Annotated in this window: 16 protein-coding genes; 12 read left to right on the top strand and 4 right to left on the bottom strand. The window is 57.9% G+C overall.

Features of this window, described 5'->3' with window-relative positions:
• Positions 1-309: 309 nt before the first annotated feature.
• Both ACYQ15_RS10735 and ACYQ15_RS10730 read left to right on the top strand, forming a co-directional pair.
• Positions 310-1962, top strand: coding sequence for a YcaO-like family protein (locus ACYQ15_RS10735; protein WP_459937506.1), 1653 nt, complete (start codon positions 310-312; stop codon positions 1960-1962).
• Positions 1963-2361: 399 nt separating this feature from the next.
• Positions 2362-3144 (top strand): PhzF family phenazine biosynthesis protein, encoded by a 783-nt coding sequence (locus ACYQ15_RS10730; RefSeq protein WP_459937505.1) that lies wholly within the window; start codon positions 2362-2364, stop codon positions 3142-3144.
• A 12-nt stretch (positions 3145-3156) separates the two neighbouring features.
• On the opposite strand, the gene ACYQ15_RS10725 is transcribed toward ACYQ15_RS10730, so the two are convergent.
• From ACYQ15_RS10725 to ACYQ15_RS10715, 3 genes are all read right to left on the bottom strand, one after another.
• Positions 3157-3594, bottom strand: a complete 438-nt coding sequence (locus ACYQ15_RS10725; protein ID WP_459937504.1) for a PIN domain-containing protein — start codon at positions 3592-3594, stop codon at positions 3157-3159.
• The gene (locus tag ACYQ15_RS10720; protein WP_459937503.1) at positions 3584-3814 is read right to left on the bottom strand and encodes a hypothetical protein; all 231 of its coding nucleotides are present in this window, start codon (positions 3812-3814) and stop codon (positions 3584-3586) included. The genes ACYQ15_RS10725 and ACYQ15_RS10720 overlap by 11 nt, the downstream gene beginning before the upstream one ends.
• A gap of 145 nt (positions 3815-3959) precedes the next feature.
• Positions 3960-4439 carry a hypothetical protein gene (locus ACYQ15_RS10715; protein WP_459937502.1) on the bottom strand — a complete coding sequence of 160 codons (480 nt, stop codon included), beginning with the start codon at positions 4437-4439 and terminating at the stop codon, positions 3960-3962.
• A gap of 269 nt (positions 4440-4708) precedes the next feature.
• Here ACYQ15_RS10715 and ACYQ15_RS10710 point away from each other — a divergent pair, with 269 nt between their 5' ends.
• From ACYQ15_RS10710 to ACYQ15_RS10665, 10 genes are all read left to right on the top strand, one after another.
• A complete protein-coding gene (locus ACYQ15_RS10710) occupies positions 4709-5110 on the top strand; it encodes a TVP38/TMEM64 family protein (RefSeq protein WP_459937501.1) in 402 nt (133 codons plus the stop codon).
• A 117-nt stretch (positions 5111-5227) separates the two neighbouring features.
• Entirely contained in the window at positions 5228-5767 is a 540-nt protein-coding gene (locus ACYQ15_RS10705) for a Na+/H+ antiporter subunit E (protein ID WP_459937500.1), read from the top strand.
• Positions 5767-6054, top strand: coding sequence for an MrpF/PhaF family protein (locus ACYQ15_RS10700; protein ID WP_459937499.1), 288 nt, complete (start codon positions 5767-5769; stop codon positions 6052-6054). The genes ACYQ15_RS10705 and ACYQ15_RS10700 overlap by 1 nt, the downstream gene beginning before the upstream one ends.
• Complete coding sequence (mnhG, locus tag ACYQ15_RS10695; protein ID WP_459937498.1) at positions 6038-6346, top strand: monovalent cation/H(+) antiporter subunit G; 309 nt, start codon at positions 6038-6040, stop codon at positions 6344-6346. The genes ACYQ15_RS10700 and mnhG overlap by 17 nt, the downstream gene beginning before the upstream one ends.
• Positions 6347-6352: 6 nt before the next feature.
• Positions 6353-7306 (top strand): hydrogenase subunit MbhD domain-containing protein, encoded by a 954-nt coding sequence (locus ACYQ15_RS10690; protein ID WP_459937497.1) that lies wholly within the window; start codon positions 6353-6355, stop codon positions 7304-7306.
• 8 nt (positions 7307-7314) lie between these two features.
• A complete protein-coding gene (locus tag ACYQ15_RS10685; protein WP_459937496.1) occupies positions 7315-7611 on the top strand; it encodes a sodium:proton antiporter in 297 nt (98 codons plus the stop codon).
• 206 nt (positions 7612-7817) lie between these two features.
• The gene (locus ACYQ15_RS10680) at positions 7818-9089 is read left to right on the top strand and encodes a complex I subunit 5 family protein (RefSeq protein WP_459937495.1); all 1272 of its coding nucleotides are present in this window, start codon (positions 7818-7820) and stop codon (positions 9087-9089) included.
• Positions 9090-9094: 5 nt separating this feature from the next.
• The gene (locus ACYQ15_RS10675) at positions 9095-10807 is read left to right on the top strand and encodes a complex I subunit 5 family protein (protein ID WP_459937494.1); all 1713 of its coding nucleotides are present in this window, start codon (positions 9095-9097) and stop codon (positions 10805-10807) included.
• A gap of 50 nt (positions 10808-10857) precedes the next feature.
• On the top strand, positions 10858-11916 hold the full coding sequence (locus ACYQ15_RS10670; RefSeq protein ID WP_459937493.1) for a radical SAM protein: 1059 nt from the start codon (positions 10858-10860) through the stop codon (positions 11914-11916).
• A 17-nt stretch (positions 11917-11933) separates the two neighbouring features.
• Entirely contained in the window at positions 11934-12932 is a 999-nt protein-coding gene (locus tag ACYQ15_RS10665; protein WP_459937492.1) for an ABC transporter substrate-binding protein, read from the top strand.
• Positions 12933-12987: 55 nt separating this feature from the next.
• Here ACYQ15_RS10665 and ACYQ15_RS10660 read toward each other — a convergent pair whose 3' ends face one another.
• Positions 12988-13152, bottom strand: coding sequence for a hypothetical protein (locus ACYQ15_RS10660; protein WP_459937491.1), 165 nt, complete (start codon positions 13150-13152; stop codon positions 12988-12990).
• Positions 13153-13338: the final 186 nt, after the last annotated feature.

Here is a 13338-nt window from a genome sequence, read left to right as displayed (position 1 = left end):
TGCATAAGCTGCCGTTGCCCAGTTCGGCTCGCTGTCGGTATCGGTATCGGTATCGGGATCGGAAGCGAAGCCGAGCGGAGGGAGCTTCAACGTTTTCGAAAGCGATTCCGATACCGACTCCGACCCCGATTGCCGGAGGTAGATTCACATAAAGCGTGCTGAGTAGTTACGAATTCCAACGTTTACACCAAACTCATATTCGGGCATCACTCCCCGATGCATATGACTCCATCACCCCTTCCATACAAATTGACTTTGGTAAAGACCGAATCCGCCACAGGTTACTTTGCGTGCCTGCCGCCCGCGGAAATGACCATTGACCAATGTCTGGCCTATTTGGAAGCGCACCCCAACGACGTGTTTATGCGCCAGCACATGCTGCAGCAGATCGGAACATGGGAACCGCAAAAAATCAATAAAGCCCTGCGGGAGTCAGCGGACGCGCGAAGTCCCCTGGAGTCCGTATTTATCGAAGCCGTGATGCTTTCGGAACGGCTTCGTCCGCTTCGCGAGGATTTGAGCCGGGAGCACATCGAGCGGTGTGCCGGAGATACCCCTCTGATCCATCCGCGGGCCATGATTCTGCCCGACCACGAGTTGCACAAGAGCTGGATCGCGTTGTTTCGCGCCAACATGCTCCAGCATGAGCCTTTGCCTCCGCCGAACGAGGCGGGTTTGGCGTTCCCCGTTCAGGCGCCGCTTTCCGGACCGGCGACCCCGCCGGATATCAATGAAATCCGCAACCGCATCCTGGCCGCCGGCCCATCGCCGGGCCAAGAGCGGCCCACGCCGGAGGAGACCGCCCGCATCGGCCTGGAAAAGCTGGAGCGACTGGGCGTCATCCACGGCCCGATGCAGCGTCACGAAGCCTCGCTGAGCCCCATTGCCCTGCTCCGGCAATGGCAAATGGAGGTGGAGGTGCGCAACGGACGCCTCGACTACTCCCTTTCCGGAATCCAGACCTCCTACGGCCGGGGACTGGTCCTGGAGCATGCCCGGGCCGCCCTGGTCATGGAAATGGTGGAGCGCAAATCCTCCTTTGCGTCGTTTTCCAGTGAAAGGGTCGAGGGCTGTCGCCGGGAACACCGGCTGGCGCAGGGGAGCTATTCCAGGTTGCGTAGGGCGGAGATGGAGGTCCTGGACCCCAACAGCCTGAGCCTGGAGGTTCCATACCGGGACGAGCCGCTGACCTGGATCTCGGGCGAGCGGATCGGCGTGAACGGGCCGGAGCCAATGCTGGTGCCGGCGCAGTGCGTGTTCCTGTTCTGCAACCTGGACGAGGTACAGCTCTTCAGTGGTCTGGGTTCCACGGGCCTGGCCTCGGGCAATACCATGGAGGAGGCCAAGGTCAGCGCGCTGCTGGAAGTCATCGAGCGGGACCACGAAGGCGTGACTCCCTATGATCCCCGCCGATGCTTCACCGTCGAAACCCGCGACCCCTCGTTGGCCGGGCTGCTGCGGGCCTACGTGGAGCAGGGCGTGTACGTCCGGTTCCAGGACCTGACTTCGGAGCTGGGCGTTCCCTGCTGCAAGTGCTTCGTGGTGGACCGGGAAAACCGCATCGTCAAGGGCTGCGGTGCAGGCCTGGACGCGAAAAGAGCCCTGCTTTCGGCCCTGACCGAAACGCCCTTTGCCTTTCCTTCGGGCCCACCTTCAAGGCTGCCATCGGATCTGACCCCGGACAAGCTGATGCGGGTGCCCGTGGAAAGCCTGCCCAACTATTCCACCGGCTCCGCCGCCGGGGATCTGGCCCTGCTCGAGGCCGTACTGGCGGCCCATGGCTTTCAGCCCATCTATGTCGACCTGACCCGGGCGGACATCGATCTGCCGGTGGTCCGGGCCATCGTCCCGGGCATGGAAATTTCGGCGGAGTTTGAATGGCACAACCGGGTGCATCCCCGCTTGTTCCGGAACTATTTGCGGATGATGCAGCCGGAATCACGGAATGGCTCAGCGGAATAGGTTTGCGTTAGTCAACTAGAAAACTATTCAGCAAACACGATGTATGAGCCATCCTCCAGCACTGGATTCCGGCTTTCGCCGGAATGACATCGCGTATCATGTCGTTTTGTGTCAGTCATACCGGGCGAAGGCCGATATCCAGTTCGAATATTCGCGGATGAGCTGAGTAGTTACGTCAACTACTCAGTTAATGTTTTGCGATCTGCCTCCGACATCGGGGTCGGAGTCGGGGTCGGAATCGGTTTCGAAAAATTTGAGAAGACCTACGCATGGCTCCGCCTGCGATCCCGATACCGACGCGGACAGCGATGCCAACTCCGCAGGGCAGTAGCATGCTGCATAGTCAGTGCGTCAGTTACCCTTTTACGAAGAAACGATGGTCATTGAGCGAGGATAGTGATGAAGATTCCCTATTATCAGGTTGATGTGTTCACGGATCGGCTCTTCAAGGGCAATCCGGCGGGAGTATGTCTTCTGCCATCGGGCTGGCTTTCGGACGAGACGATGCAGAACATCGCGTTCGAAAACAACCAGTCGGAAACGGCTTTTGTGGTTGAGCAGGGGGATCGTTTCGGTCTGCGCTGGTTCACGCCGACGCTGGAGATGGACCTGTGCGGTCACGCCACCGTGGCCCCGGCGCATGTGCTGTTCACGGAAATAGGTTTAAAGACGGAACGAATCGCATTCGAGACCAGAAGCGGAGAGGTGAGCGTGACCAGAGAGGCAGGCAGGCTGGTTCTGGATTTTCCCTCCAGACCCGCGGTGCCGTGCGGGAGTCCGGCGGAAGTGGAGCGGGTTCTGGGCATAGTGCCCATCGAAGTTCTACGTTCACGGGACTATCTGATCGTGTTCCAGGACGAGGACGACATCCGAAACATGCATCCCGATTTCGGGCTGATGGATAAATGGGACTGCCTTGGGGTCATCGTCACTGCGCCGGGAAAAAAGGTGGACTTCGTGTCGCGCTTCTTCGCGCCCGGCGCCGGGATGAACGAAGATCCGGTCACCGGCTCCGCGCATTCGACATTGATCCCCTACTGGGCCGCCCGGCTGAAGAAAAAGGATCTGCATGCGCTGCAGCTGTCGGCCCGCGGCGGGGAGCTGTTCTGCCGGGATGAGGGCGAGCGGGTCAAGATCGGAGGCCGGGCCGTCACCTACCTGCGCGGGGAGATTGATCTGTAAATGCGCCTTTGGCTAGTCCACTCTATCCCCGTCGATGAAAGGGTTGAGGATGAGCATTCCTTCAATGAAATGTCCGGAATTGAAGTCTTCGCTGATGACGGTATTGGCCCCGGCGTTGGAGGCGGACACGATGATCATGGCATCCCAGAACGAAAGACTGTTTCGTTCCTGGACTTCGGATGCGCGGAGAACGTCCTGGCCAGTGGGCGTGACGACGTGCCAGGCACAATAGGTTTCAATCAGGCCGCGGGCAGCCACAGGCGTCAGGGGCCGGGGAATTTTCCTGGTGATGTTGACATAGAATTCTTGCAGCACCTGGACGCTGATCATCCCTTGACCTGATTCCCAGAGTTCAGCCACAAGCGAGGCAGCCAATTTGTGCCGTAGCCCAGCATCCAGGTCGTGGGCGTAGATCAGGATGTTTGTGTCCAGAAATTGTTTATCGGACATGAAGATCTTCCCTGGACGCGGGCCGTCCGCCGAGGTGATACCCAGTTCGCAGTGCGTCCAACGCTTTCTTTTTGCACTTTTCGTACTGCTTTTCTCGCTCTACGATCTCCTTGAGCTGGCTGCTGAGCATGCCGCTTATGGACATGGACCGCTGGGCGGCGATGACTTTCAGCTCAGCCAACAGATCCTTCTCCAGGGCCAACGTGATGTTCTGTTTCATTCCCGATCTCCCTTTTCACGTAAACACGTGCTGCACGAATAGCACGTGTGAGTTGCATAAGCAAGGATGCTTAGGAGAACCTGTCAAGTCTTTGAAGCATGCAGGAGCAGGGAAGGTGGAAGGCAGTATATTGACGCGCCCTTGGTCATATCTTGCCTGCCACGGTCAGCGCGGCATGAATGGTTTTGAGCGGCGAAAACTGGGAGAGGGGCTGATTCTGGAGGGGCGTGGCGCCGTAACGGGAATACCACTGTGTGGCCCGTTCGTCTTTGGCATCGATGAGCAGGGCAATTCCGCCTACCTGGGACGCAGCCAACAAATAGCGACGGCCGGCAGCCAAAATCAGCTGGCCGCCCAAGCCGCGGCTTTGCATTGATCGGGCCAGGGCCAATCTGGCCAGCCTGTCCACGGGAATCTCATAGCGGGCAAGCCCGCGTTTGATCACTGTCGGCGTGAGCTCAAAAGCCAGGGAGGCAGGAGCGAGACTGTAAAATACGAGGATGATCGCCTTCTCCGAAAAAGAATCGGCAGGGTAACTACTCAGCTCATCCGAGAGAAATCGGACTGGATACCGGACTTCGCCGGTATGACATAAATTGGAAAGGACATGGTATGGATACGTCATTCCGGCGAGTGACCACAGAGCATGTGCTGAATAGTTACTCGGCAGGAACAGCTGCCTGCGTCTGCGGAGCGAAGATTTTTTCTCCAGCCGATCCGAAGTCCTTCTTTGTCTGCCTTCCAGTCTGATTCATTCTGATTTGACTCGAGTTTCGAGTTGTCATTATTTTTCAAGTTTTGACGAGATGCGAGCAAGTTGGCGCAGCGGCTGCCGCATTTCACCGAAAAATTGAGGAGCCGTCCTGCTTTCCGCAGGGGCGACAAGGAAGGGTGATGCAATCGAGATCACTGCAAAAAATCGTCTTGGTACTGGTTGTGCTCGCCCTTGCGGGCGGGTTTTTCTTCTTCGATCTGGGCCAGTACCTTTCCCTGGAATACCTCAAACAGTCTCAGCAACGCTTCCAGACTTTGTACGCCGAGCAAACCTTCTCGGTCATCGCTGGGTACATGGGCATATACATTCTCGCCACAAGTCTTTCTCTGCCCGGAGCCGCGGTTCTGACCCTGGCCGGGGGGGCGCTGTTCGGTCTGTGGGTCGGGACCCTGATTGTCTCCTTCGCCAGCACCATCGGCGCAACGCTGGCCTGCCTGGTTTCACGGTTCGTGCTGCGGGACTGGGTGCAGCGCAGGTTCGGCCATAAAATGGAGACGATCAACAAGGGCGTCGAACCTTGACTTAAATTTATCCAGAAAGGATAGTCCATTGGAATAAGTCAGCAGTCTGTGGCTGGTAAGCATGGGGTCGGCAGAAAGAGGGAATTCTCAGTGTATTTCTGGATGGAGATGGCGGCGATGGTGAAGAATGCATCGATAGAAAGCAAGGTCGAAAGATTCTGGCGGATGCAGGGTAGCGGCGTAGGTCTGCCCATACGTTTGACTACCGCTGCACTGATCTGGTGGGTTTTGATGGACGGAGCATGGTACAACATGCTGCCCGGCATTCCGGTGATATTTTTCGTGGCTCTGGTTTCCCCCTATCTTGTGCAAAGTTCCAGCTGGCGCTGGAGTATTCCCGCGCTGTTGCGCTTCGTTCCCGTTTTTCTATGGCTCTCTTTACGTAGCGGGGTTCAGATTGCCTATCTGGCTTTGCGCCGCCTTCAAGTTCTGACTCCTGAAGTGGTGGAGTATCGCTGGCGTTTGCCGCCAGGTCCGGCCCGACTTTTTTTGGCAAGCATCATCAATCTGGTTCCTGGAACTCTCAGCATGCAGATTCGGGATGAGTCACTCGATATCCATTTTCTGCACGATGCCCGGGGCAGTATGCCGTCTGTCCAGGTACTGGAGGAGATAGTGGGATCCCTTTTCCGGATACCTCTGAGCGAGACATCATAATGACCACCATGTATCTTATCCTGGTCTGTATTTTGATGGGAAACATTGCAGTGGGTTTGATCCGCATCCTGCGTGGTCCGACTGCCGCGGATCGGATGCTGGCTGCCGGGCTCCTCGGCACTGTCACCGTGGCCATAATTTTACTGCTGGCTATTGTCCTGGAGAAACCGGTTTATATCGACGTTGCCCTGGTTTTTGCACTACTTTCGGCATTGGCTGTGGTGGCCTTTGTCACCCGCAGCTGGCCAAGTCCGGAATCCGGGGAACAGGATGATGAGCGCGGCTGATATTCTGGGCGCCGTCCTGGCTGTAGCCGGCGTGGTGTTTTTTCTCGCAGGCACGCTCGGTTTGATGCGTTTTCCCGACATCTACACCCGGATTCATGCCTTGACCAAGGCGGACAACCTTGGCCTCGGCCTGATCTGTGTCGGCTCTGCATTGCAATCAGGAAGCCTGATGACGACCTTGAAATTGCTGCTTGTCTGGATCCTGGTGCTTATTGCCTCCGCCACCGGTGCCAGCCTGATCGCCCAAACAGCCCGTGGGAGAGGCATTCGTCCCTGGGAACGGCAGGAATAATTCTTCATGGCGGTTTTTGATCTGATCCTTGGCCTGCTGCTCGTGGTCCTCGTTCGGAAGAGCCTGAACGTAACGGATCTTTTTGGCGCGGTGATCAGCTTCATGGCTTTTGGTCTGCTTATGGCGGTAGCCTGGGTCCGGCTGGAGGCGCCCGATATTGCCCTTGCGGAAGCAGCTATCGGATCGGGATTGACCGGGGTTCTTCTGTTTTCCACTCTCGGCCGACTGCCGCACTCTGAATCAAAACAACCGATACTTTCAAGAGCTGTGAGAAGCGGCCCCGGGTATTGGATGGCGACCGGGTTCTGGTGGCTGTCAGCCATGCTGTTGTTGGCGCTCTTTGTTCTTTCCTTTCAGGATCTGCAAGCCCCGGGGTTGGGCAAAGTGATTCAAGAAAGGATAGCCGAGTCCGGCGTGTCCAATCCGGTCACTGCTGTGCTGCTCAATTTCCGCTCCCTGGATACCGTTATGGAAGTCGCCGTTCTTCTCCTGGCAGTGGTGGTGGTGTGGTCCATGGGAACCGTGGGGGTGCAGACGAAGCAGAAGCTCCCTTCGCCTTTGCTGCCCGGTTTGGTTCGCTTGTTGACTCCGGCTTTTGTGCTGGTGGCGCTTTCCTTGCTTTGGAGGGGCAGTCACGCCCCCGGCGGGGCCTTTCCCGGGGGAGCGATATTGGCAGCAGCTGGAATCCTGCTGCTTCTGACCGGCATGACAATTCGAATCAGCCCAGGTGCCATGTCATGGCTGCGATGGATTCTGGCCGGAGGACTTCTGGTCTTTGTCCTTGCGGGAATGAGCCTGATGATCGCTGGATTCGGCTTTCTCGAATATCCCGAACCATGGGCCGGAACAATTATTTTCCTGATCGAGGCAAGCGCCGGCGTATCCATCGGAGCTATGCTGATGGCCCTGTATATTGGCGGCGAGCCGGATATACATCCAGCCCAACCTACGTCTAGGTGAATCCCCGGATGACAGCTTTCTACTTGATTTTAGCCAGCGTGATTCTGGCTATGGGCTTTCATGGCCTCGTGACCAGACCCAATCTTCTTCGCAAGCTGATAGCGCTGAACATCTTCACCAGCGCTGTTTTCTTGTTCCTCGTGACGTTGGCTCGGCTGGCCGAACCTCTTGATCCGGTTCCCCATGCCATGGTGTTGACCGGTATCGTGGTGACCGTGAGTACGACGGCGGTGGGCTTGGCATTACTGGTTCGTCTGTATCGTCGCAGCGGGTCTCTTTCCCTGCAGAGCACCAACGATGACTAAGCCTGGAGTCCAGTATGAGTGACTGGATTCCCGTTGGGATCATTTTCGTCCCACTGATGGCTGCCGTGCTTGTTTTCACACGGGCCGTACGAGGCTCAGCCGCCACTTTGGCGACAGGTGGACTCGTGCTGACCGGAATTCTCGTCTTAGGTGTCGAGGTTGGCAGTCATGGGCCATGGCTGACTTGGCAACCAGGTGGTTGGCCAGTGCCCCTCGGGTTATACTGGCAAGCCGACAGTTTCAGTGTGACCATGCTGGCGATGACGACCCTGGTGGCGGTGAGCGGAGGGGTGTTCGCGCTGGGATATCTTCCCGCGGCTCTGCCATCGGCCGATCGGTACTTCTGGTCTCTATGGCTTTTTACTTGGTCAGCAATGAACAGTCTGCTCCTGGCAGCAGATCTTTTCAACATCTACGTCGGGCTGGAACTCATGGCCCTAGCCGCTGTGGGACTGATTTCACTGTCCCGGGAAACCGAAGCCCTTCAGGCGGCAATGCGTTATTTCCTGGTGACGCTGTTCGGTTCCATGCTCTATCTTCTTGGGGTGTCGCTGCTTTACGGGCAGTACGGAATGCTGGACCAGGCGGCCCTGGCCACTGTCATTGAACCTGGTCTGGCAAGCGGATCCGCCGCAGTGTTGATGTCCCTCGGGCTGTTGATCAAGACCGCGCTGTTTCCCGTGCACTTCTGGCTGCCTTCGGCCCATGGCAGGGCACCTGTGCCGGTCAGTGCCCTGTTGTCCTCCGTGGTCGTGGCGGTTTGTTTTTTTGTTTTATATCGGTTCTGGAGCGGCCTTTTTTTTGTTTTTCTAGCTGTACAACCGGCTTCAGTTCTTGGGGCCATCGGCCTGGCGTCGATTCTTTGGGGTGGATTGATGGCACTGCGTCAGAAACGCCTGAAAATGATCGTAGCCTATTCCACCATCGCCCAGTTCGGTAATGTGATGCTGATCTTTCCGGTGTTCGCAGCCGGCGGCGCTTCAATTCTCGCCTTGCATGGGGCGGCCCTAATGGTGCTGGCTCACGGCTTGGCCAAGGCGGCCCTATTCTTTGCCGCCGGCTGCATTCATGTCGCCCATGGCCATGACCGGATTCGAGAACTACCCGGAGCGGCCGGCCGTTTGGGCTGGGTATGGCTGGCCTTCGCCCTGGCGGGGGCCAGCATAGTTGGATTGCCCCCCAGCGGAGGATTTGTTGGGAAGTGGCGGTTGCTTCAGGCTGCCCTGCTCGGTGAGGCCTGGTTCTGGGCCGTGGTGATGGTGTTCGGAGCATTGCTGACTGGAGCATACATGTACCGGGGGCTGGAAGCAGCTTGGCGACCGACTGACCCCGAGGCGACGGTGCGAACTGTCCCGGGATTGATGGTGATTGTGACCTTGTTTTGTGCCATGGGGGCAATGGCCATTGGCTTCCTGGCAGTTCCGCTGGAGGTCTTTCTGGGTCAGATATTTCAGCCGTTGCCGAGCGCAGACCATTGATCGCCATGCCCATGGATTTTTTCTCCGGCGGAGGAGTGTCGCTGTTGCTGTTGCTCATTCCGGCCGCTCCCCTGGTCATGCTGATGACCCTGGCTTGGCCCGAATGGAGGGAAAAGCTGGTCAAAGTCGCACCCTGGTCAGCCCTGCCGGCATTGATACTCGGGTATATTCTCCCGTCAGGAACACAGCTCGATTTGCCTGGAACATGGTGGCATGCCGGTTTGATCCTGGACGATACGGGTCGTTTTTTTCTGGTGGTCAATGCTCTCCTTTGGCTCCTTTCCGGTATTTTCGCCACAGCCTGGTTCAAGGGGAATCCTGGGGGCCACTCTTTCATGGCCTTTTACCTGGCAGCCATGGCCGGTCATTTGGGGTTGACTCTGGCTCTGGATATTCCCACCTTCTATCTTTGTTTTGCGTTGATGGGCTTCTCCACCTATGGGCTTGTCGTTCATGACGGAACCTGGTCCTCCCGGCGTGCTGGCCGGCTTTACCTGTTCATGCTGATGATCGGTGAATTGGGATTATTCGGCGGGGTGGCTATGGCGGCAACGCAATCGACGTCGATGATGCTCCCAGGTCTCGGCGGCTCCTGGATTCCCGGCTTTGGTGCAGTATTTCTTTTTGCCGTGGGATTTGGCATCAAGGCGGGTATGCTGGGAGGGCACGGCTGGCTGCCCTTGGCCCACCCGGCAGCCCCAGTGCCGGCAAGCGCCGTACTTAGCGCCGTGATGATCAAGGCCGGATTGTTCGGCTGGTTGAGGTTGACACCGTTGGAGGGCGGTTGGACGGCTGCCTGGTCCGAGCCATTTTTTTTCGGTCTGCTGATCCTGGGGGGAGTAGCCGCAGTATATGGCGCGGTGGTCGGATTGTGGCAAAAATCTCCGAAAACAATCCTGGCATATTCCAGCGTCAGTCAGATGGGATGGCTGACAATGCTCCTGAGTGCGTATCTGGCCTATCCCGGAATGGGCGGTCTTGGGCAAGGCGCACTTTTACTGTTTGTCCTTCACCATGCCCTGGCCAAGGGTTCCTTGTTTCTTGGTGTGGGAATCATGCAGCGCAGCATGGGAATGTCCCGTCGTCTAGCCTGGTGGCTGTTGCTGCTGCCTGGGGCTGCCCTGGCAGGAGTGCCGGCAACCAGTGGCATTCTGGCCAAATATGCCCTTGGCGCAGTGGTCGGATTCCAGGAGGGAGTGACGTTCCTCGCACCCATGTTGTTCCTGGCAACCCTGGGCACCACCCTCTTGATGGCACGTTTTCTTCTGGTGGCAGCAAATCATGGACCGGATGCAAACGCGGGTGTATCCAATAATCTCGGGATGTGGCTCCCGTGGCTGCTCCTGCTGGGACTAAGCGTGACGCTTCCATGGTTCTGGCTGCTGCAGGCATTTCCTGATGAAGCCGCTGCATGGATCGGTGCGGTCTGGACCACATTCGTTTTGTTTAAATCTCTTTGGCCTTTGTTGCTGGGCGGTGTTTTGGTGGTCATGGTTCTCCGCATGCCATGGCCCCAGCCCTTGACGTTCTGGACAGCTCTGGTCACCGGTCTCCGCATCCGGCGTCGTCAGCGGGAACGCCGCGTTTATCGCTGGTGGAGGCGACAGGAGGCTGCGGCTCTGCTTTTCGAACGCCGGCTTCAGCAATGGCCCACTGCAGGCAGGGCCTTAATCCTGTTAGCGGTTGTTCTCGGAGTGAGCCTGTGGTTCGCAGTTTGATCTAAGTGAAGCCATGACTTTAATTTTTCCCTATTGAACAAGGATGATTGATGACCTTCAAGCTTTCCGACAAGGTGGCGGAGATACTTCGCAAAGCCGAGGATTTCGAGGAACTCGCCCAGGACGAAATCGTGCACCTGCTGCGGCTGGATCTTTGTTCCGCGGAAACCTACGCCGTGATGCATGCGGCCAATGCTCTTTCGCGGGCCACGTTCGGAACCAAGGGCGAGCGGCATTTGCATATCGGGCTGAACGTGGAACCCTGCCGGTTCGACTGTCTTTTCTGTTCCCTGACCCGCACGGCAGGCATATTCACTGAAGCCGTGGAGTTCAGCATAGAACAGGTTCTGGACTGGGCCCGGGATGGGCAGAGCAAGGGCGCGGACGGCATGAACATCATGACCACGGGCTTTTATCCTTTTGAAAAGCTTCTGGACATGGGTCGGCTGCTGCGCCGGGAGGTCCGCGTTCCTCTGGTGGCCAACACCAGGGACATCAGCCACAGGGAAGGCGAAGCCCTGCTGGAAGCGGGCTTCGTAGGCTGCTATCATGCGATCCGCCTGGGCGAGGGGCGGGACACTCCGTTTTCTCCGGAAAAGCGCCGCCAGACCATCCAGGTTTTCAAGGATGTGGGGTTGCTCTGGATGAACTGCATCGAGCCCGTGGGACCGGAACACAGCCATGAGGAAATTGCCGGTCTGATGCTTCTGGCCCGCCGGATGGGGGCCACGTATTCCGGCGTGATGCGCCGAATCAATTTTCCGAAGTCGCCCATGGAGCATCATGGGATGATCTCCGAGCGGGAGATGGCCCGTATGGTAGCGGTCAGTCGACTGGTGATGGGCAACGTTCCCCGGGCCCACTGCACCCACGAGCCGCATGCCGCATCGCTGATGGCCGGCGCCAACCTGTTCTTTCCCGAAGTCGGCTCCAGCCCCCGCGACCTGCAGGCCGATTCGGCCAAGGGGCGAGGCTCCGATCTGGACGCATGCGCCGCGATCTTTCAGGAAATGAACCTGGACCCGCTGCTGCCTTCGAACTGCTTCACGGCCGCGCCACCTGACTTTTCCGGCAAAGCAGGCAAATGCGGCGGGCAAATCATGGGTTAGATTTGACGAGGCGCCTCATGTCCAAGCAATCGTTACTGTTCGTACTCTTGGTTATCGGCTGCACGCTTTTCAACTCCAGCACGCACGCATCTGCCCAGCCCTGGCGGGTCGGCACCTGGAAAACCGCCCAGACCATCCAGCCCTACTTCTACGACCGGTTCGCGGAGGGCCAGGAGGTGCGCGTCTTTCCCTTCACCAACCCGGCGGATCAGAAAGCTGCTCTGTTGGCCGGCAGTCTGGACATAACCGGCACGACCCTGGCTCATGCCATTGCCTCGGCCTCCCGGGGAGAACCCATCGTGATCGTGGCCGCGCTGTGCAACAAGAGTTCGGCCCTGGTGGCGGGCCGGGATGATTCGATCCGGGACGCTGCCGATCTGCGGGACAGGCGCATCGGCTATGTTCCCGGAACAATGCACGAGATCCTGCTCCGGGAAGTGCTGGCGCGAAGCGGTCTGGACCCGCGGCGGGATGTTACTCTGGTCCGGGTGGATTTTTTTGACATGGGGCTGGCCCTGGCCCGGAATGACATTGACGCCTTCCTCTCCGGAGAACCGTTTCCGTCCATGGCCATGCATCAGGGATACGGAAGAATCCTGGCTTACCCTTATTTCGACGATTCCATCGGCCCCATCAACGCGGCAATGATCGTGTCCCGCAAGTCTGTTGAACAGCGTTCGGATTTGGTTCAGCAGATGGTTGAAGCCCATGTCCGGGCTACCAAGCATCTCGTGGAAAATGAGGACGAGTGGCTGCAGGCGGCCTCAGAGTTCGGCACTGGGCTGGAAGTTTTGCGGATTGCCGCGGAGAATATCGAGCTGGCCTGGAAAATGGATACAGTCTTTATCCGCCAGGTAGCGGCCCTGGGCAGGCGGATGCTGGAACTGGGGCTTATCGAGCGGGAACCGGATTACGAGCGGCTGATCGATCCGCGTTTTGTCGCGCGGGTTGCCGCAGTGCAGAATTCAGGGTCATTTCGCAAACGCGTCTATTCCGTCCAGGAAGGACACCCGTAGAGACAAGGCATGCCTTGTCTCTACGAATTTCGGCGCGAACCAAACGGACATACGGTCAGAATACGCGAAGAGGTTTGAAGATCTTGCCTCCGTGCAGGGCATGGACAAACCGTTCCACAGGCCAGACATCCAGGTCATCGAAGCGGTAGGACCGAGTCCCGTCATACACGGCGATCATCTTCTCCACGACGACGCCCTGCTGCGCGGCCAGTGAGCGCAACGGGGCTTCCCATTCCCGACGTCAGGCATTGTCTCGCTTCACCTCCAAGGCCACAAGGAGGAAGAGGAGGATGAGTAGGATTGGCAACCTTCAAGATTTCGCGGACGTCTGATTGTTCGCACAGCTCTTGAAAATCGTTCCGGGTGTCCACTCCTTCATCTCCGCTGTTGGTTTTCTTATGTCGTA

It is taken from the genome of Desulfonatronum parangueonense (genome assembly GCF_054656975.1).
This window is presented reverse-complemented; position numbering and strand designations above follow the sequence as displayed.